The organism is Halorarum sp. SLYT50, from assembly GCF_059821265.1.
Window position 1 is genome coordinate 91987 of record NZ_CM187555.1, and the last position, 18778, is coordinate 110764.

16 protein-coding genes and 2 tRNA genes are annotated in these 18778 nt (G+C 69.1%); 13 read left to right on the forward strand and 5 right to left on the reverse strand.

Annotation, left to right across the window (positions count from 1 at the left end; all coding sequences use genetic code 11):
- Positions 1–193: 193 nt before the first annotated feature.
- A complete protein-coding gene (locus AC6RUA_RS00470; RefSeq protein WP_499814004.1) occupies positions 194–823 on the reverse strand; it encodes a uracil-DNA glycosylase family protein in 630 nt (209 codons plus the stop codon).
- A gap of 98 nt (positions 824–921) precedes the next feature.
- Positions 922–1392 (reverse strand): DUF5793 family protein, encoded by a 471-nt coding sequence (locus AC6RUA_RS00475; RefSeq protein WP_499814005.1) that lies wholly within the window; start codon positions 1390–1392, stop codon positions 922–924.
- A 174-nt stretch (positions 1393–1566) separates the two neighbouring features.
- Between AC6RUA_RS00475 and AC6RUA_RS00480 the strand changes: the two genes are divergently transcribed.
- The 8 genes from AC6RUA_RS00480 (at position 1567) to AC6RUA_RS00515 (ending at position 9494) form a co-directional block, all read left to right on the forward strand.
- Positions 1567–2103 carry a DUF7549 family protein gene (locus AC6RUA_RS00480; protein WP_499814006.1) on the forward strand — a complete coding sequence of 179 codons (537 nt, stop codon included), beginning with the start codon at positions 1567–1569 and terminating at the stop codon, positions 2101–2103.
- A 54-nt stretch (positions 2104–2157) separates the two neighbouring features.
- Positions 2158–3837, forward strand: a complete 1680-nt coding sequence (locus tag AC6RUA_RS00485; RefSeq protein WP_499814007.1) for a type II/IV secretion system ATPase subunit — start codon at positions 2158–2160, stop codon at positions 3835–3837.
- Complete coding sequence (locus AC6RUA_RS00490) at positions 3834–5945, forward strand: type II secretion system F family protein (protein ID WP_499814008.1); 2112 nt, start codon at positions 3834–3836, stop codon at positions 5943–5945. Before AC6RUA_RS00485 ends, AC6RUA_RS00490 begins: the two co-directional genes overlap by 4 nt.
- A complete protein-coding gene (locus tag AC6RUA_RS00495; RefSeq protein WP_499814009.1) occupies positions 5942–6682 on the forward strand; it encodes a class I SAM-dependent methyltransferase in 741 nt (246 codons plus the stop codon). The genes AC6RUA_RS00490 and AC6RUA_RS00495 overlap by 4 nt, the downstream gene beginning before the upstream one ends.
- Positions 6683–6778: 96 nt before the next feature.
- The gene (locus AC6RUA_RS00500) at positions 6779–7855 is read left to right on the forward strand and encodes an NAD(P)/FAD-dependent oxidoreductase (RefSeq protein ID WP_499814010.1); all 1077 of its coding nucleotides are present in this window, start codon (positions 6779–6781) and stop codon (positions 7853–7855) included.
- A gap of 253 nt (positions 7856–8108) precedes the next feature.
- Positions 8109–8246 carry a hypothetical protein gene (locus tag AC6RUA_RS00505; RefSeq protein ID WP_499814011.1) on the forward strand — a complete coding sequence of 46 codons (138 nt, stop codon included), beginning with the start codon at positions 8109–8111 and terminating at the stop codon, positions 8244–8246.
- 178 nt (positions 8247–8424) lie between these two features.
- Positions 8425–8496, forward strand: a tRNA-Gly gene (locus AC6RUA_RS00510).
- Between the two features lie 440 nt (positions 8497–8936).
- Positions 8937–9494, forward strand: a complete 558-nt coding sequence (locus AC6RUA_RS00515) for a metal-dependent hydrolase (RefSeq protein ID WP_499814012.1) — start codon at positions 8937–8939, stop codon at positions 9492–9494.
- A 391-nt stretch (positions 9495–9885) separates the two neighbouring features.
- Here AC6RUA_RS00515 and AC6RUA_RS00520 read toward each other — a convergent pair whose 3' ends face one another.
- The 3 genes from AC6RUA_RS00520 to AC6RUA_RS00530 all read right to left on the reverse strand — a co-directional run bounded on the left by AC6RUA_RS00520 (position 9886) and on the right by AC6RUA_RS00530 (position 12560).
- Positions 9886–11181: an MFS transporter gene (locus AC6RUA_RS00520; protein ID WP_499814013.1), complete on the reverse strand. Its 1296-nt coding sequence runs from the start codon at positions 11179–11181 to the stop codon at positions 9886–9888.
- Positions 11182–11293: 112 nt separating this feature from the next.
- A complete protein-coding gene (locus AC6RUA_RS00525; RefSeq protein ID WP_499814014.1) occupies positions 11294–12130 on the reverse strand; it encodes an HD domain-containing protein in 837 nt (278 codons plus the stop codon).
- Positions 12131–12254: 124 nt separating this feature from the next.
- Complete coding sequence (locus tag AC6RUA_RS00530; RefSeq protein WP_499814015.1) at positions 12255–12560, reverse strand: DUF7344 domain-containing protein; 306 nt, start codon at positions 12558–12560, stop codon at positions 12255–12257.
- Positions 12561–12774: 214 nt separating this feature from the next.
- On the opposite strand from AC6RUA_RS00530, the gene AC6RUA_RS00535 reads away from it, so the two are divergent.
- From AC6RUA_RS00535 to AC6RUA_RS00555, 5 genes are all read left to right on the forward strand, one after another.
- Positions 12775–13089, forward strand: a complete 315-nt coding sequence (locus AC6RUA_RS00535) for a Sec-independent protein translocase subunit TatA/TatB (RefSeq protein ID WP_499814016.1) — start codon at positions 12775–12777, stop codon at positions 13087–13089.
- A gap of 46 nt (positions 13090–13135) precedes the next feature.
- Positions 13136–13208 (forward strand) — tRNA-Arg (locus AC6RUA_RS00540).
- Positions 13209–13358: 150 nt separating this feature from the next.
- Positions 13359–16214 carry a type II/IV secretion system ATPase subunit gene (locus AC6RUA_RS00545; protein WP_499814017.1) on the forward strand — a complete coding sequence of 952 codons (2856 nt, stop codon included), beginning with the start codon at positions 13359–13361 and terminating at the stop codon, positions 16212–16214.
- Positions 16215–18272, forward strand: coding sequence for a type II secretion system F family protein (locus AC6RUA_RS00550; protein WP_499814018.1), 2058 nt, complete (start codon positions 16215–16217; stop codon positions 18270–18272).
- A complete protein-coding gene (locus AC6RUA_RS00555; protein ID WP_499814019.1) occupies positions 18269–18775 on the forward strand; it encodes a DUF7287 family protein in 507 nt (168 codons plus the stop codon). Before AC6RUA_RS00550 ends, AC6RUA_RS00555 begins: the two co-directional genes overlap by 4 nt.
- The last annotated feature ends 3 nt before the right edge of the window (positions 18776–18778 follow it).

Consider the following 18778-nt stretch of genomic DNA (forward strand, 5'->3'; position numbering starts at 1 on the left):
GCGTCGTGAGAACCGGCCGCGAGAGCGGCGGCCGGACGCACCGGTTCGTGGACGGTCGGGTGCCGCTGTTCGCGGGTGGTCTCGCGTGCGGTCTGACAGTCAGACGCGGACCGACGACCGTCGTCGTACACCACGCGCACGGCCGCGCAAAAGGGTGCGGTACCGTGTCAAATATTGTGGTCGCCCGGCCGCGTCACCGGACTCGATACGGTTCGTCCCCGGCGACGAACCGCCCGAGGTCCGACTCGCGGCGGTAGTCGGTCGCCTGGAGCGTCTCCAACGCCTCGACGAGTGCGTCGGCGTCGGCGTCGTCCCACTCCACGGGGTCCTCGATGGGGACGACGAGCCACCCCGCGCCGCGTATCTCCCGGCCGTGGAGCGCGTCCATGTCGACCTCCGTCTTCCACGCCTGCGCGGTGTACGTCCGGAGGACGTGGTCCGTCGCGCGCGCGCCCACCGGGAGGAGGACGTGGGCCGCGATGGCGCGCAACTCGGCGTCGAAGAACCGCTCCATGTCGACGTAGTCGGCCTCGGTCGGGTCGCCGTCGGGGACGCACATGTGGAGATACGAGAGGAACGTGCGGTCGACCGACGGTTCGTCGCCCCCCTCCCGCAGGAGACCGGCGCGAACCAGTGCGTCCTGCAGGCGGGCGGCGGCTTCGGTACCCGTGAACGGGACGCCCGTCTCGCTTCCGCCGTGGACGCCGGGGTGGTCGCCGACGACGTGGAAGTGGGCGTTCGCGTCGCCGTACCCCGGGACGAACCGGGCGCAGTCGGGGCGCATCCCGAACGGGTTCGAGACGCGGTCGGTGACGTTCTTCACGGGGGGAACACGCGGGCGTCCCCGGGATGTGCCTTGCGATTCCGGCGCCCGTCCGGCGTGCGTTGCGCGCGTCGTCCCGCGGGTCGACCGGCGGACGGTTACAGTTCGACGCCGGAGGGGATGAGGCTCTCGTGGCGCAGGAGGTTCCCCTCGGCGTCGTAGACGAGAAACGTCTCCTTCTCGTAGGTGACGAGCGGTTCGCCGTCGACGTTGATCTCGACGCGGTACCGCCCGTCCGCGTCGTCGTGACGGCCGTACTCGCGGGCGGCGCTGATGAACCGGAGCACGTCGTCCGCGTCCTCGTTGAGTTCGAGCACGAAGTCGCCCGTGAGTCGGTTGGTCACGCCGACCACCCCGGTCGCCGTCGGGTCGTCGGGCGACCCCTGTAGTCGGAACGCCACGTCCGTCTCCCCGGCCGCCAACAGGTCGCCGTCGGTCCCCGTGAGCCGCTCGCGGAGCACCTCGTCGGGACCGTGGAAGTCGATGTACACCCGGGGTTTTCGGGGCTCCTCCCCGGACTCGACCCAGTCCATGTTCTCCACCTCCAGTTCGAAGTAGTCGCGCCTCATTCCGTACGCTGGCGTTGGGTACACGGCGGTATGAACGTAACGCCGCACGCCGCCGCTCGCGGGCGTCCGCCGCCGGTGTGGCCGTCCAGCGGACGGACCGGGCGACCCGACGCCGCTCGTCCACGACCGCGCGACTCCGCACGGTTTTATATCGTGCCGATACAGCCTGAAGCTATGGTCTGGGTCCGCTCGGAGTACGCGGGCGAACTGGCGGTGCTCTCGACGTGGCTCGTCGCGTTCGTGCCCTGGAACGTCCACTACGGCGCGGTCGCCGGGGGGAGCGTCGTCTACCTCCGGTTCCCGCTGGTCGAGGTGCGCTACGCCTTCGGTCTCCCGGTCGCGAACGCCGTCGCCGTCGCCGACCCGCTCTCCGCGTATCTCACGCAGGCGGGCACGAGCGTCGCTCCGGCGTACCTCGCGTGGCTCGTGGGTGCGGCAGTCTACCTCGCGGCGCTCGCGGCGTCCGTCGCCTACTACCGCGCGGAAGAGCGCGCCGCGTCGTGGCCGGTCCACCCCGTTCCGCTGCTCGGCGCGCTCCTGTTGGCGACCGGACTCGTTCTCGGGGGAGCGTGGGCGCTGCTCGGCCGCGGGCTCCCGGGGCTCTCACTGCCCGTCGGCGTCCCCGTGTCGGGCGCGCTCGGGGTCGTCCTCCTGCGAGCCGAGCGGGTGGAACGGCCCGGCCACGCGGACTCCGCCGACTCTCCGGACTGATAACCCGAGTCGCGGATTTAAGTCCGGACCCGGGCAACCACCGACGACTGACGCATGTCGGGGGAACTCACGGAGGAGGAGGGAGCGCTCGGGGGGCGCGTCGGTGCGCTGCGGCGGCGGCTCTCGCGGACCGTCGAAGTGCTCCGCGGTGGGGACCTGAACGTCCGCCCGTTCCGTCCCGGCGAGGACGGCCCGCTCTCGTCGTTCGACCTTCCACACGGCCACGAAGAGGTGGACCGCTACTGGGTGAACGCACCGTACGCGTACGTCGTCGTCACCTACGACGAGTCGGAGAGCGAGCACCGGTACAACGTGGTGGAACCGGACCTCGCCGGCGGGGACGAGGCGCTCCTCCGCCGGGTCGTCGACGACATCCGCGACCCGCTCCTGTTCCGGTCGGACGTCGACCACGCCGACGAGGAGACGCTCCGCGAGGAACTCACGACGTTGCTCGAACAGTACGGCGTGGACGCGGACGTTGCGACGTTCCACGCGCTGTCGTACTACCTCGCGCGGGACTTCCGGGGGTTCGGAAAGGTCGACCCCCTGCTCAACGACGCCCACATCGAGGACGTCTCGTGCGACGGGTACGACCTCCCGCTGTTCGTCTACCACGACGAGTACACCGACGTCGAGACGAGCGTTCGCTTCGGCCCCGCGGAACTCGACAGCTACGTCGTCCGCCTCGCCCAGCAGTCGGGCCGGCACGTCTCGGTCGGCGACCCCATCGTCGAGACGACGCTGCCCGACGGGTCGCGCGCCGAACTCGCACTCGGCGAGGAGGTCACGCCCAGGGGGTCGGCGTTCACCATCCGCCAGTACGCCGACGAGCCGTTCACGCCCGTCGACCTGGTCGAACACGGGACGTCCTCCGTCGAGCAGATGGCGTACTTCTGGCTCTGCATCGAGCACAACAAGAACCTCATCTTCGCGGGCGGCACCGCCTCCGGGAAGACCACCTCGATGAACGCGGTGTCGATGTTCGTCCCGCCGCGCGCGAAGGTGCTCACCATCGAGGACACCCGCGAGTTGTCGCTGTACCACGACAACTGGCTCTCCTCGGTGACCCGCGAGCGCCTCTCGGAGGGGAACGACATCGACATGTACGACCTCCTCCGGTCCGCGCTCCGCCACCGGCCCGAGTACATCGTCGTCGGCGAGGTGCGCGGCGCCGAGGCGGTCACGCTGTTCCAGGCGATGAACACCGGCCACACGACGCTCTCCACGATGCACGCCGACTCCATCGAGACGGTCATCAACCGGCTGGAGAACGAGCCGATAAACGTCCCCCGGGCGATGGTCCGGAGCCTCGACGTCCTCTCGATACAGACGCTCACCCGGTTCGACGAGGAGCGGGTCCGGCGCACCCGGACCGTCGGCGAAATCGGCGGCATCGACCAGCGGACCGGCGAACTCGACTACGCCGCGGCGTTCTCGTGGAACCCGGAGACGGACACGCACGCGCACACCGACTCCGACCTGCTCGACGACATCGCCGACGAGCGGGGGTGGACCCGGGCGGAACTCCTGGGCGAACTCCGCCGGCGGGAGGCGTTCCTCTCGGCGCTGCGCGAGCGAGGCATCTCCGACTACAGGCGGTTCACCGCGCTCGTGAACGAGTACTACGCGAACCCGGACCGGGCGATGGAGCGCGTCGACGTCGACGGGGAGGCGGTCGCCGCGCCCGGGCGGGCTGACGACCGACACGACGGGCAGGGTGACACTTCCGGATGACCGTCTCCGGGGTCGCGGTCCTCCCGCTCGTGGTGGTCGGACTCCTCCTCGCGCCGGTCGCACTCGCGGCGGTGAGCGCGCGGGCCGACCTCGCCGTGACGCGGGTCGCGCTCGCCCTCTTCGGCGAGCACGTCGCCCGGAGTTCGCGCGCGCGCCGTCAGCGCGAGCGGCTCCGGGCGGCCCACGTCGGGACGACCCACCGGGTGTACGCCTCGCGGACGCTCCTGTACGCGAGCGTCGCCGGTGTGACGGGGGGCGTTCTCGGCGCGTACGGGACGGGAGCGACGCTCGGGCTCCTCGAGACGAGCGCCGAGGCGATTCGAGCGGCGGCCCCCCAGTCGACGGCGGTTCTCGGCCCCCGCTCGGACCCCGCCGGATTCGGCGTCCTCGGTCTGTTCGTCGCCCTCCTGCTCTCGTCGGGGACCGTCGGAGGCGCGGCGGCGGCGGGGACGTACTCGCTCCGGTGGACGCTGCTGGACCACCGGGCGAGCGTCCGCGCCGGGCGGGTCGAGACGACCCTCCCGCGAACCGTGGCGTTCGTCTACGCGCTCTCGCGCTCGGGGATGTCGCTCCCGGCCGTGCTGGACACGCTGACCGAGAACGAGGACGTGTACGGCGAGGCGGCGCGCGAACTCGGCGTCGCCGTCCGCGAGATGAACAACTTCGGAACCGACGTGCTCACCGCGCTCGAGCGGGCGTCGGCGCGGACGCCGGACGAGACGACGAGCGACTTCGCGGAGAACCTCGCGTCCGTGCTCGGGAGCGGTCGCAGCCTCCCAGCGTTCCTGCGGACCCAGTACGAGCGGTACCAGGAGCGGGCTGCGTCCCAGCAGGAGCGCTACCTCGACCTGCTCTCGACGTTCGCCGAGGCGTACGTGACGGTGCTGGTCGCCGGTCCGCTGTTCTTCATCACCATCCTCGTCGTCGTCGGTCTCGTACTGGAGGACACGCTCCGACTCCTCCGACTCGTCGTCTACCTCGCCATCCCGCTCGCGACGTTCGGGTTCGTGGTCTACATCGACTCCATCACCGACAGTCCGACCGTCGGCGGCCGGAGCGGCGAGGCGACCGACCCGCGTCGGTCGTTCGCCGCGAACGTCCGCACCGGCGGTTCGTCGGCCCGGACCGACGGCGGGACGGCGGCCGGCGTCGGACGGGCGAGCGCCCGCGGCCGGGTCACCACGCGCCACGGCGTCGAGCGAGTCCGCTCGTGGGCCGACCGGCCGGTCGAGACGCTGCTGGACCGCCCGGCTGCGACCGCGCTCGTCACGGTCCCGCTGGGGCTCGCGTGGGTGCTCCTCCGGACGGGGGCGCTCCCGCTCGCGCCGCTGCCGCTGGTTCGAGCGGTCGACACGGCGGTCGTCGAGGCGACGCTGTTCGCGCTCGCGGCGTTCGCGGCGGTGTACGAACTCGACGAGCGTCGAACCCGGGCCGTCGAGCGAGCGGTGCCGGACTTCCTCGACCGCCTGGCGAGTCTCAACGACGCCGGGATGACGGTCGTGGACGGTCTCCGCCGGCTCACCCGGTCGGACCTCGACCGACTCACCCCGGAGGTGCGACGGACGTGGCGGGACGTCCAGTGGGGTGCGGACGTCGGGACCGCGTTCGAACGGATGGAGTCGCGGCTCGACTCGCCGATGGTGTCGCGGGCGGTCACGCTCGTCACGAACGCGATGGCGGCGACCGGCGACGTCGCACCGGTCCTCGAAATCGCGGCCGACGAGGCGCGCGCGACCGAGCGGCTCCGACGAGAACGGCGGCAGGTCATGGTGACGTACCTGCTGGTCATCTACGTCTCGTTCGCGGTGTTCCTCGGTATCATCGCCGCGCTCACGGTGGCGTTCATCCCCGCGGTCCAGAGCGCGGCTGCGACCGGCGCGGCCGGCGGCGCGCCGGGGGGTGCGGGCGTCTCGGCCGGCGTGTTCGGTAGACTGGGCGGGGCGAACACCGGACAGTACGCCCTGCTGTTCTACCACGCATCCGCGGTCCAGGCGGTCTGTTCGGGCCTCGTCGCCGGCCAGCTCGGGGAGGGACGGGTGAGCGACGGGGCGAAACACGCCGCACTCATGCTCCTCGCCGCCCACCTCGTCTTCACGTTCATCGCATGAGCCGGAACGGAGACGGGGACCGCTCGACCGGAGAGCGCGAACCGGACGACGAGGGGGACTCGCACGAAGCGGACGGCGACGTTCGGGAGCGAGCCGCCACGTACGACCGCATCGCGGAGCACTTCTCGGCGACGCGCGAGTACCCGTGGCCCGAGGTGGAGTCGTTCCTCGCTGAGCGGGGAGCACGGACCGCACTCGACGTCGGCTGCGGCAACGGCCGCCACGCCGAACTGCTCGCGGCCCGCGCCGAGCGGGTAGTGGGGCTCGACGCGAGCCGCGGACTGCTCGCGGCGGCGCGACGCCGCGCGGTCGAGCGCGGGTACGCGGACGCGCTCTCGCTCGTGCGCGGCGACGCCGCGGCGCTCCCGGTCGGCGGCGCGACGGTCGACCTCGCCGTGTACGTGGCGACGCTCCACCACCTCCGTCCGCGCGAGCGGCGCGTCGCGTCGCTCACAGACCTCGCCCGTGCGCTCGCGCCCGGCGGGCGCGCCCTCGTGAGCGCGTGGAGCACGGAGCACGACCGGTTCGACGGCGAGGCAGGGGCGACGCCGGAGACCGGGTTCGACACCGAACTCGACTGGACGCTCCCCGGGGGGGAGACCGTCCCGCGGTTCTACCACATCTACCACCCCGCGGAGTTCCGGGCCGACCTCGACGCGAGCGGCCTCCGGACGGTCGAGTCGTTCGTCTCCAGCGGGAACTGCTACGCCGTCGTCGCGCCGCCGGTCGAGGAGTAGCGCCGGCCCGGTGGGTGGCTCTCGCCCCTCCCCGGTCTACCGGACCACCCGCACGACCGGGCGCGTTTTTATGCGCGCGGGGCTGGAGTTGGGAGCATGGACGAGGAGTTCGACTACGACGTGACCGTCGTCGGCGGCGGCCCGGCCGGACTGACTGCCGCACTGTACACCACCCGGCTGGGGCTCGACACGGCGGTCGTCAGTCGCGGAGGCGGACGGGCGGCGATGATGCGCGACACGCACAACGTCATCGGCGTCACCGAGGACACGAGCGGCGTCGAGTTCCTGCAGACGGCCGAGTCACAGGTCCGCGACTACGGCGCCGACTACCACCGGGCGTTCGTCGACGACGTCGAACCGGTCGACGACTGCGACGGGTTCCGCGCCTCCACGGACGATGCGACGTACACGACGCGGCGACTCGTCCTCGCGACGGGCTTCTCGGACGTGGAACCCGACCCGCCCCTCCCGCCGACGGGCCGGGGGCTCCACTACTGCCTCCACTGTGACGCGTACATGTTCGTCGACGAACCGGTGTTCGTCATGGGCGCCGGCGATTCGGCGGCGTACGTCGCGATGATCATGCTGAACGTCACCGACGAGGTGGACCTCCTCACCCGCGGGGCGGAGCCGTCGTGGAGCGAGGAGACGGCCGAGATGCTCGACGCGCACCCCGTGGACGTGATACGCGAGGAGGTCGTCGCGATGAACAAGGACGAGAACGGCTGGCTTGAGTCGTTCGAGTTCGAGGACGGCGAGGTCCGCGAGTACCGCGGCGGCTTCCCGATGTACGGGTCGAACTACAACGCCGAACTCGTCGACGCGCTGGGGCTGGCGCGCGAGGACGACGGCACAGTCTCGGTCGACGACCACGGCCGGACGAGCGTCGACGGGGTGTACGCCGTCGGGGACCTGACGCCCGGCCACAACCAGATTCCCGTCGCGATGGGTGAGGGCGCGAAGGCGGGCATCGCCATCCACATGGACCTCCGCCCGTTCCCGCGGTCGGTCGAGGAGATTGAGCGCGACGGACCGGTGACGGCGGACGACGTGCCGGCCATCTCGCCGGAGTTGCTGGCGACCGCAGTCGCCCACGAGGGTCACGCCGCCGGACCCCGGCCCGGCTCCGAGAGCGACGACGGCGACGAGAGCGAGGCGGCGGCCGACGACTGACGCCGCGTCCCGCCGTCGTCGACCGCGCTGGCTCCCGAGGCGGTCGGTCTCGTCGGCGTGGGCGACTGAACAAGACGTAAGTACCCGTGCGGTGAATCGGACACCCGATGAGAGCGAACGGCTCCGTCGGAGCCGGGCAGGGCGACGCGGAGACGCCCCGTCGCGCCGACGGACGGGAGGGGAGCACTGCGCACCGGGGTGGCAGCCACCGGAACCGCGCTGGGAGTCGGTCCCGGCGCAGGGAGCGGATACGATGACGCCGATGAACCTGCTGACCGGGGTGTTCCTCTCGATACTGTTCGGTCCGCTGGTGGGCTACTGGGGCGCTCGCGCCATCGAACACGTCACCGACTGGACTATCCTCCCGGACTTCGGGTGGGAAGAGGAGTAGTCCGGTCCGCGGAGGAGGTGCGCGCGCCCGGCGTAGCGCCGGCAGCTACCGCCCGAGGCCCGGGCCGACGGTTCCGCCGGGCCGTGGGAGAACGAAACGCCCTTATCCCTCGTTCGTCAACACTCTGCCGTCGCCCGAATGCGGTCGTAACCGACGGCCGTCGGAGCGACGGACGCGAGCGCTGGTGGTCTAGCTGGTATGACTTTGGCCTTCCAAGCCAACGACCCGGGTTCAAATCCCGGCCGGCGCATTCTGCGAGGACGGACGTGACGAGCGAACGTGCCTCGACGGCGATTTGAACAGGGAGCGCCAGCGACCGTGGTGCAAATCCCGCCCGGCGCACTCCCGTCTGACGGAGTGAGGGGGACTACGGAGAGACTCGACCCGGCGAGTCCCATCGAAGTACGCTCTGCGGTTTCGGTGGGTAGGACGAACCGCACCTGGCCGTGGGGACGTACCCGCACACGCGGTTCTCCTTCAGGTCCTCGGTCAGCAGGACGCCGCTGTCAATCGCTTCGAATTTCGTACAGCCGATGGCGGTACCGTCCGAACGGTAGACGGTCAGCCGCGCGTCGGAGTCGTGGTCGTCGGACACGACGGGTGAGTACCGACGGGACCCCCCCAGCGACGCCCCGTGTTCCGGCGACTGCAGCCACCACCCCTATCTGTTCGGCCGAACTCGTGGACGACATGGTCGACGTCATCGGCCACTTCGGAATGGCGTTGATATGGCTCGCACCGACGTGGGTCGCGGTCGACCGCCCGAAGACCGCCGCTACGGCGGTCCTCACCGGGTTCTGGTTCGGGATGCTCCCGGACATCGACCTCGTGCTCTCGAACATCGGCGGGTTGGGCGTCCACCACCACGGTGTCTTCCACACGGTACTGGCCGCGCTGGTGTTCGCGGCCGTCGTCGGCCCGATACTGGGGTGGGTCTGGAAGACGGCGCTGGGCGACAGCGAGTGGTTCTCGCCCGCGGCGTCCGACAAGGCCTACCAGTTCGGGTTCGTCGTCGTCTTCGTCGCCGGGACGGCGCACGTGTTCGCGGACATGCTCTCCGCGCCCGACATCGCCCAAGCGGTCGAACCGTTCTGGCCGGTCTACCAGCAGTCGGTCGGAATCGACGTCGTCTGGTACAACAACCCGTGGGCCAACTGGGGGCTGTTCCTCGCGGGAGTGGTGCTCAACGGGGCGCTGTGGTACTGGGCGACGAACCGGGCGAACGAACGGAACGCCGCCTCGGCGTAAGGCGCGGTGACGTGACGGGGTTGGACGCCGCCCGGGTCTCAGGTTCCGGTTCTCCGGTCTCGTCGAAACCCACAACGAGCGACGGGATTCTGCGGTCGTGCTGTTCGGCGAAGTGGATTCCGTGTTGGCTTTCCTCGTCGAACGTCGTCGCGCGGCCGTTCCACTGCTGCCTGACGACCCCCGTGACTGTCTCGTCGCGCCGAGTCGGGGGTGTCACGAACGGAATCCTTCGACCGGGTAGATACCCTCTTGGGTCCGTCGTACGACCCGGGGTTCGGGAGAGACGCACCTCCTCCTGAACACTCCTCTCGTGACTACGGTTGATTGAGTACAGCCTCCGTGGTCGGCGCACAACCCCTGTCAGCTCCCGAGTGTCTTCGACGGTGCCTTTTCAGTCGTCGGCGCTGGCGGGCGAAGCCGCCTCCCGAGCGGACGCCCGGGAGAACACCATCCAGAAGACGCCGGAGGAGAGGACGACGAACCCCGCGGCGGTGTAGAACGCGGCCGACACGGAGACGTAGTCGATGATGAGTCCGACCGTGATGGGACCGGCGACCTGTCCGATCTTCCAGGAGATGGACCGGAGGCTCATCGACGAGGCGACTGAGTCGTACTTCTCCCCCTCCTCGACGAACAGCGACATGCTCGCGGGCAGACGGATGCTGTCGGCGACGCCGAGTACCATGTACGCGACGAACAGCGAGAAGAACGCCCCGCCGAGCACCTGCGTGTCGCCGAACGCGGCGAACCGGAACGGTTCTATCGTCCCCTCGAAGTAGTAGCTGAACGGGATGAGCGCGGTTCCGAGTCCGTACAGGAGCGCCCCGACGACGACGAAGTACTGCTTTCGACCGACCCGGTCCGAGAGGTCGCCCACGTACCCCTGCGTGAGCGCCTTCGTCAGTTTCCCGCCGGCCAGAATCCAGCCGATGGCGAACGCGTTGATGCCGAACTCCGTCTTCGCCAGGATAGGGAGGAAGATGATGACCGCCATCTTGCCGACCGAGAAGGCGAGGCGGAACAGCACCAGCGCGCGAATCATCGGGAGGTCCAACAGCGCGCGGAACGTCTCCACGCCGCCGCCCGCGTCCCGTTCGGTACCGCCGCCCGGGTCGTCGCGGAGGTACGCGAACACGAGGAGGAACGCCGCGATGGTGACGACAGACAGGATGGCGTAGGTGAACGTGAACCCCTCGGCGTAGAGGAGGTACCCACCGACGGCGTCGCCGGCGAGACTCGAGAACGCGGCCACCTGGTTGTACGACCCGAGCCACCGGCCGTTCTCGCCGTCGGGGGCGATGGTGCCGACGACCGTCGACCCGGTTATCCAGAGGATGCTCGCGCCGAACCCCTGGAGCATCCGAACGAGGACGACGTGGACCGCGTTCTCCACGAGCATGAACCCGACGAACACGACGACGTTGAGCGCGAGCCCCGCGAGCAGCCAGTGTTTGGCGTTGCTCGTGTCTATCTTCCGGCCGAGCGGCAGGACGATGAGCAGTTGGACGGCGGCGAACGCCGTCCCGAACAGCCCCTCGACGAACCCGGTGGTGCCGAACGCGTCCGCGTACAGCGCGAGTGCGATGAGAAGCGTCGAGTACGCCTGACTCCGCGCGAACGCCGTCCCCGCGAGTGCCCCGAACTCCCTGTCTCTCAGCAGGCCGACCGAACTTCCGAACCGTGCCACGTTACGTCTCGAAACAGGACCCCGCGTGATAAAGTCGGCCTTCTCGGACGGCTTCGCGGGTACGTGCGCCCCGAGCTATCGAACCCCGGTCACGGCCGCGTCGTCGTCCGCGCTACAGTTCGATGCGCTCGACGAGCTGGTCGTCAGCTTTCGTGTTGATGGCGACGATGCGGACGTCGTCGTCGATGAGCGAGTGGTTGAGCTTCGCCTTGAGGAGGTTGTCGACCTGGTACACCCCGGCGGCGTTCACCATCTCTATCTCCACGAGGACGGGCACGTCCTCGCCCTCCTCGCTTCCCGCCTTGAGCGAGACGTTGCTGATGGCCTGCGAGGAGAGCGTGTTGATTCCCCGTCCCCCCTCCTCGTAGGGGATGCGGGACCGGCCGCGCTCCATGTCGAGCGCGTCCGCGACGCGGATGACGCCCGCCTCGCGGGTGAGCGGGTCCTCCTCCGTGTGGTGACAGAGGATCGCGTGGAGCACCTCGGCTTTCACGCGGACCTGCGCCTCGATGTCGTAGAACTGAGTGAGGAACCGGTCGAGGACGTCGGCCGCGAGCGGGATGGAGTAGTACGCGTGTTCGTCCCGGTGGACGACGTGACCGATGTCGTGGAGCGTCGCCGCGAGCGCGATGATGACCGGTTCGTCCTCCTCCGGGAGCCCCTGCTGAGCGGCGCCGTTGAACTCGACGCCGCCGCGTTTCAGCAGGTCGTACAGTCGGAGCGCGCGGTTCCGAACGATTTCGATGTGTTTCGCGCCGTGGTCGTTGTACCCCTTCCGCTTGACCGCGTTCACGTTCTGTGCGCGGAGGTACGTGTGGACCTCGGGGTCGGACAGTAGCGCGTCGAGCACTTCGTTGAGTCGACCGTCGGGGAAGGCGTGGTCCGCGTCCGGGTCGTACTTCCGGGCGCTCGCCTCCTCCGCCACCCGTTGCTCGTCGGAATCGCTCATACGGTGGCCCACGGCGGCGGCCCGCAAAAGCCCTCCCCCCGGCGACCCCGTTTCCGTGGTGACCGTCCGACGAGCGGGACGCTCCCCACACGCGGGAACCCGCCCCCCGCCTCCGCGTCCGTCGTCAGACCGGTGAGGAGCACCGTTCCCCCGGGGCGGCTTCCAGTTCTCGGACGGTTCGAAGCAGCGGGACGACCCGGTCGAACGCCTCGCCTCGCTCGACGCGTCCGGTCTCGGCGTCCCAGTCGACCAGGCCGACGTCGGTCAGTTTCGGGAGGTGGACGTGCCGGAGGTGGAGCCGATCGACCGAGGCGACGTCGTCGAGGAGGGCGTCCACGTCGAACGCCTCTCCGGCGTCGAGCGCTTCGAGTCGTTCGAGGACGAGACGGCGGGTCCGGTCCGCCACCGCGAGCAGGAGATCGTCGACCATCGTCGCTACTCACGCGGGGCGATTACTTGTAGTTTACTTACCGGAATGGTCCCTCACGATACGCCGAACGTCGTCCGTCGGGCTCCACGAAAGACCTGCCAGCCCGCAGTCCTCCCTCCCAGTTCCACTAGAATCGACGGCGAGAGCGCCGCGTAGTCCGAAACCCGGCGGTCCAAAAAGCCTATAATTGCCAGCGAGTTAAGCCAGAGTAGAGATGCTCACCACAGCACCCCTGTTCGGCGCCATCCCGGGCGGGCCGGAGATGCTCATCATCCTCCTGGTCCTCGTCCTGCTGTTCGGGGCCAACAAGATACCGAAACTCGCCCGCTCGACCGGGCAGGCGATGGGCGAGTTCAAGAAGGGTCGCGAGGAAGTCGAGGACGAACTCCAGAAGATGCAGGAGGAGACCGAGGAGATGACCAACCTCGACAACGACGTGGGGTCGAGCGATACGACCGGAACCGACACGACCACCACCGAGACGACCACCTCCGACACGCGGACCGAGTCGGAGACCGAGCGGAACTGAGCCGGGTTCGGACCGCTTTTCTATCGCCGCCCCACAGCGGACAGTGGGGCGTGTGGCCAAGGGGATACGGCGAGAGGTTCCTAACCTCTAGATCGCGGGTTCGAATCCCGTCACGCCCGCTATTCTGTCCGAGCGACCGCGGTTCGAATCCCGTCACGCCTGCATTGCTGCCCGACGCACGAGACGGACAGTCCCCGAGCGTCTCGCTGTTCTCGCCCCTGATATTCGGAGGGTACCGTTGAAGGCCGTCGACGGGGTGAGCAGTGGTAATGGCAACCGACGACGCGGCGGCGTTGCCGTCGGAGGGGTTCGACGGTCGGCCCGCCGGCGGTGACGATGGGGATGGGGGCGTCGGCGGATACTCGTGGGTGGAGTTCCTCCGGGAACGGGGAGAGACCGACGCCGCGGACGCGCTCGCGGCGCGCGTCCGGGTCGAACACGTGCCCGACGAGGCTGATCCGGACGCGACGCCCGGCCGCCGGCCGGTCACCGACGACGACCTCGAGGCGGTGGGGGTCGACCCGGTCGAGTACCTCGGGACCGACCTCGCGGGTCTGGCGTCGCGGGTCGCAGAGGCGGGGACGGCGGGCGAGCGACTGGCGGAGACCTCGCCACTGCTCGCGTACGACCAGACGCCGGTGTGGAAGGACATCTACACGTGGGACGACTACGAGCGGGAGTACTTCCTCGACGAGGACGGCAACCCGCCGACCGACGACGAGGACGAACCGCTGTCGTTCACCCACGAGGACAGGACGGACGCGCTCGGGTTCGACCCCGACGCGGTCGAGGACGTGCTCGGCCACCTGAGTCAGCGCGCACCGGAACTCGACGAGGTGGTCGACGAGCGGACGGTGAACGTCGCGCCGGACGTCGACGAGGACGCCTTCTTCTCGGACGCCGCGGGGGAGACGACGCTCGCGAACCGGTACGACCTGGAGAAGGCGGTACCGATGCGCAAGAAGACCCACTTCCAGGAGGTGGAGCGCTACTGGGTCAACGAACCGAACTCGTTCGTCGTCGTCTTCCACTCGACGAAGGAGAACGAGAAGAAGTACTACGTCGTCGAGCCGTGGCTCAACGGCATCGAGGCGGAGTTGAGCGAGTTCCTCGAGGGGAAACTCCGCTCGGCCATCAAGTACGCCGACGAGGGCGCGGTCGCCGCGGACGAGCGACACCGCCGGGAGGTCATCCGAGCGGAGGCGTACGACCTGCTCGACCGGTACGACCTCTACGAGCACGAAGACGGCCCCGGTCTCGGGAACAGGCTGGCGGACGCGCTCGGCATCGATCCCGACGACGGAGCCGCCGGACGGCTGGTCCGCGCGCTCGGCTACCACACGCCGCGCACGGCCGGCGGGCTGGACGGAATCGCCGCTCGCCCGGAACCGGCGGTGCTGGCCGAGGACCCCGACACGCTCTCGGAGTACACAGTCCAGAAGTTACTGTACTTCTTGGAGCGCGACTTCGTCGGCTACGAGCGCATCGACGGTATCAAACACGACATCAACGTCGAGGACATCTCGTGTGACGGCTACGACAGCCCGGTGTTCGTCTACCACTCCGAGTACGAGCAGATAATCTCGAACGTCTACCACGGCCAGGGGGAACTCGACGACTTCGTGGTCAAACTCGCCCAGCGCTCGGGGAAGGGCATCTCCAAGCGCCGCCCGCAGGTCGACGCCACCCTCCCCGACGGGTCGCGCGCACAGCTCACGCTCGGCAAGGAGGTGTCGGACCACGGCACCAACTACACCATCCGGCAGTTCAAGGACGTGCCGTTCACGCCCATCGACCTCATCAACTGGAACACGTTCTCGCTGGAGGAGATGGCGTTCATCTGGCTCTGCATCGAGAACGACAAGAGCCTCATCTTCGCGGGCGGCACCGCGTCCGGGAAGACGACGAGCCTGAACGCCGTCTCGCTGTTCATCCCCTCGAACTCGAAGATAGTCTCCATCGAGGACACCCGCGAGGTGGAACTCCCGCAGCGCAACTGGATTGCCAGCGTCACCCGGCCCTCCTTCTCGGACGACGACAAGGGCGACGTGGACGAGTTCGACCTGCTGGAGGCGGCGCTCCGCCAGCGGCCCGACTATATCGTGATGGGCGAAGTGCGCGGCGAGGAGGGGCGGACGCTCTTTCAGGTCATGTCCACGGGTCACACGACGTACACGACGTTCCACGCCGACAACGTGGGCGAGGTGCTCAAGCGGTTCACCACCGACCCCATCAACGTCTCGAAGACGATGTTCACGGCGTTGGACCTGGTCTCCATCCAGTCGGCGACGCGCGTGCAGGGGCGGAAGGTCCGCCGGAACAAGTCGCTCACGGAGATCAACCACTACGACGCCGAGAACGACGAGATCAACGTCCAGGACGTCTACCAGTGGCAGGCCGAGACCGACGAGTTCCTGGACATGGGCGAGTCGAACACGCTCCGGGAGATTCAGTTCGACCGCGGGTGGACGCGCGAGACGCTCGAGGAGGAACTGCTCAGGCGCCGGGCGGTGCTCGCGTACCTCATCGACCGCGGGCTCAACACGTACACGCAGGTCGCGGCGACGCTGCAGGCGTTCATCAACGACCCCGAGACCATCCTCTCGCTCATGGCGACCGACCGGTTGGAGTCGAGCCTCGAGGACCTCCGCGAGATGGAGTCGGTCCTCATCGACGTGGACCCCGATGAGGAGGAGATGGTGCCCCGCCCGGACGCGAGCGAGGAGATGTCGGCGCTCGTCGACGACATCCTCGCGGAGGCGGAACCGATTCTCGACGAACACCGCGACGAGGTCACGGCCGACGTGGCCGACGCGCTCGACGTCGGGCGTCCGGTCGCGGACGTGGAGGCCGAGACGGGCGCGGGGGCGGACCTCGCTCCGTCGGACGAGGCGACCGATTCGGTCGGTAGCGAGAACGACCCAGCGGGCGGTGCGACGGGCGGTGAATCCGAGGCGGAGCCGACCCCGGTCGAGTCGTCGTTCGACGCCGTCGACGACTTCGACGCCGCCGACGGGACACCGAGTGCGGACGACACGACCGCGAACGACACCGCGGACGCGACGGACGGGGAGGGAATCGACGATTGGGGGTTCGGCGACGTCGAGCGCTCGGGTGAGTCGTAGATGAGTCTCGAAGCGGGCGGGAACTTCGGCGGCGCGCGGGGGTTCGCGGACGCGTTCTACCCGCTGTTCAAGCGGCTGTTCGATCCCGACGGCGACTTCGTCGCGGGCGTCGACGAGAAGCTGACGGAGGCGCGGATGGGTCAGCCGGTCGAACTCTACGTCTCGCGCGCGCTCGGCGTCGGCGTCCTGGTCGGGGGGGCGCTCTGGCTGCTCGGCTGTCTCCTCGGTTACGGGCTGTTCGCACTCGGCGTCGTCTCGCCGGAGTCCGTCGGTCTGGGGATTCCCGTCTCGTCGGCGGACACGGCCCACCTGCTCAGGAGTCTCACGGTTCCCGTGGGCGTGTTCGCGAGCGGGATGGTGTTCGGGAGCGTCGGGTTCGGGCTCGGGTTCGGCGCGCTCCTCGGAATCCCGTACCAGCGGGCCAGCGCCCGCGAGCGGGAGATAAACATGCTGCTGTCGGACGCCGTCTCATTCATGTACGCGCTGTCCGTGGGCGGGCTGAACCAGTTGGAAATCCTCGAAGCGATGGCCGAGGCGGACGACACGTACGGCGAAGTCGCCCGCGAGTTCCAGAGCATCGTCCAGGAGACGACGTACTTCGGGACCGACTACCGGAACGCCGTGCGCGAGCAGGCCATCGAGACACCGAGCGACGAACTCTCGCAGTTCCTCACGGACATGCTCTCCATCATCAACTCCGGGGGCGACATGGAGCAGTTCCTGAAGGACAAGAAGGACAAGCACCTCCGGACGGCGAAACAGCAGCAGGAACTCACGCTCGAGACCCTCGAACTGTTCGGCGAGATGTACATGACGCTCTCGCTGTTCCCTCTGCTGCTCATCATCATCCTCGTCATCATGTCGATGATGGGGAAGGGCGACCCGTTCCTGCTCTTCGCGACGGTGTACCTGCTCACGCCGCTCATCGGCGTGGGTTTCCTCGTGCTGGTCTCGACGGTCAAACAGGACGAACCCGGCGACGGCTACCTCGACCCGTCGGGCGTCGACGACCGGTTCGCCGAGAGCCAGCGCGAGGGGCTGCTGCACCTCGGGCTGGTGGAGTCGTTCACCGGGTCGTTCGGCGTGTTCGACCGCATCCGCGCCCGCGAGGGGACGCACAAGACGGGCGAACTGCTGCGGGCCCCGCACCGGTTCTTCCGCGACAACCCGCTGTACACGCTCGCACTCACCGCGCCCGCCGCGCTCGTGTTCGTCGGTCTCGCCGTGCTCTCGGGGTCCGCGCCGCTGTCGTGGGACGGGTTCGTCGCGAACCCGGTCTGGGCGACGTTCGCGTGGGTCTACGTCCCGGCGTACGTCACGCTCGTCCCGCTGGCGGTGTTCCACGGGTGGCACGAGCACCGCCGCGGCGGCATCACCGGAAGGCTCTCGGACGTGCTCCGGAAGCTCTCTTCGGCCAACGACACCGGACAGACGCTGCTGGAGTCCATCGAGACGGTCGCGGACACCTCGTCGGGGCGGCTCGCGGCGGAGTTCGAGGTGATGTACGCGAAGGTCAACTACGGGATGAGTCTCCGGGAGGCGCTCGTGGAGTTCAACAACGAGTACCACATCCCTCGGTTGGCGCGGACGGTGAAGCTCATCTCGGAGGCGCAGGAGGCGTCCAGCCAGATAACCGACGTGCTCACGACGGCCGCGCAGGCCAGCGAGAACCAGGACGACATCGACCGCGAGCGCAAGTCGCGCACCCGGATGCAGGTCGCCATCATCCTGATGACGTACCTCACGCTGCTGGCGGTGATGGCCATCCTGAAGCTCAAGTTCCTCGACGTGATGACCGGCCTGACCGGCCAGGCGGGCGCCAGCAGCGGCGGGATGGCGGCCGCGGGCGGCGCGGGCGGTGGGATGGCGAGCGGCGGGTTCGCGGGCAACGTCGATGTGGACCAACTCTCGGTGCTGTTCTTCCACGCGGTCACGCTCCAGGCGGTCATGTCCGGCATCATCGCGGGGTACATCCGCAGCGCCGACGTCGTCGCCGGCGTCAAGTTCGTCGTCGGCCTGCTCACCGTCGCACTCGCCGTCTGGATGGTGGTCGCGTGAGCGTCGGACGGCCGCCGACGTCGGCCCGGGGTCAGACGACCATCGACTTCACCGTCGGAATCGGGCTGTTCGTGGTCGTCGCCGCGTTCGTCGTCGCGTTCGTCCCGGGGATATTCGCGCCCTTCGACGGCGCCTCCGACGTCGGGACGGCCGACAGGGTCGCCGAATCGCTCGCGACCGACCGCCTCGGCGACCCGGGGACCCCGTACGTGCTGAACGAGACCTGCACGTCGGGCTTCTTCGAGCAACTGCGGACCGACGCCGCCAGCGCGCCCCCGGGATGTCGGTTCGACGCGAGCGTCCACGACCCCGCCCGGCTGACCGGTCGGCCCACCACCGACGTGAACGTGACCGTCGAACACCTCTCGGGTGGCGTGGCCACGCTCGACGGGACCGTGCTCGCGGCCGGGAGTGCCCCGCGGACCACGACGAGTGTCACGACGGCACGTCGGGTCGTCCTGCTCGGGGGAGCGCAGTACCGACTGGTGGTGAGAGTGTGGTGACCG

Bases quoted from the DNA above. Each gene is read 5' to 3' on its own strand.
- AC6RUA_RS00505 (WP_499814011.1), top strand. From the start codon at position 8,109: ATGACGCCGATGAACCTGCTGACCGGGGTGTTCCTCTCGATACTGTTC.
- AC6RUA_RS00545 (WP_499814017.1), top strand. From the start codon at position 13,359: ATGGCAACCGACGACGCGGCGGCGTTGCCGTCGGAGGGGTTCGACGGT.
- AC6RUA_RS00490 (WP_499814008.1), top strand. From the start codon at position 3,834: ATGACCGTCTCCGGGGTCGCGGTCCTCCCGCTCGTGGTGGTCGGACTC.
- AC6RUA_RS00530 (WP_499814015.1), bottom strand. From the start codon at position 12,560: ATGGTCGACGATCTCCTGCTCGCGGTGGCGGACCGGACCCGCCGTCTC.
- AC6RUA_RS00485 (WP_499814007.1), top strand. From the start codon at position 2,158: ATGTCGGGGGAACTCACGGAGGAGGAGGGAGCGCTCGGGGGGCGCGTC.
- AC6RUA_RS00480 (WP_499814006.1), top strand. From the start codon at position 1,567: ATGGTCTGGGTCCGCTCGGAGTACGCGGGCGAACTGGCGGTGCTCTCG.
- AC6RUA_RS00500 (WP_499814010.1), top strand. From the start codon at position 6,779: ATGGACGAGGAGTTCGACTACGACGTGACCGTCGTCGGCGGCGGCCCG.
- AC6RUA_RS00495 (WP_499814009.1), top strand. From the start codon at position 5,942: ATGAGCCGGAACGGAGACGGGGACCGCTCGACCGGAGAGCGCGAACCG.
- AC6RUA_RS00535 (WP_499814016.1), top strand. From the start codon at position 12,775: ATGCTCACCACAGCACCCCTGTTCGGCGCCATCCCGGGCGGGCCGGAG.
- AC6RUA_RS00525 (WP_499814014.1), bottom strand. From the start codon at position 12,130: ATGAGCGATTCCGACGAGCAACGGGTGGCGGAGGAGGCGAGCGCCCGG.
- AC6RUA_RS00475 (WP_499814005.1), bottom strand. From the start codon at position 1,392: ATGAGGCGCGACTACTTCGAACTGGAGGTGGAGAACATGGACTGGGTC.
- AC6RUA_RS00515 (WP_499814012.1), top strand. From the start codon at position 8,937: ATGGTCGACGTCATCGGCCACTTCGGAATGGCGTTGATATGGCTCGCA.
- AC6RUA_RS00550 (WP_499814018.1), top strand. From the start codon at position 16,215: ATGAGTCTCGAAGCGGGCGGGAACTTCGGCGGCGCGCGGGGGTTCGCG.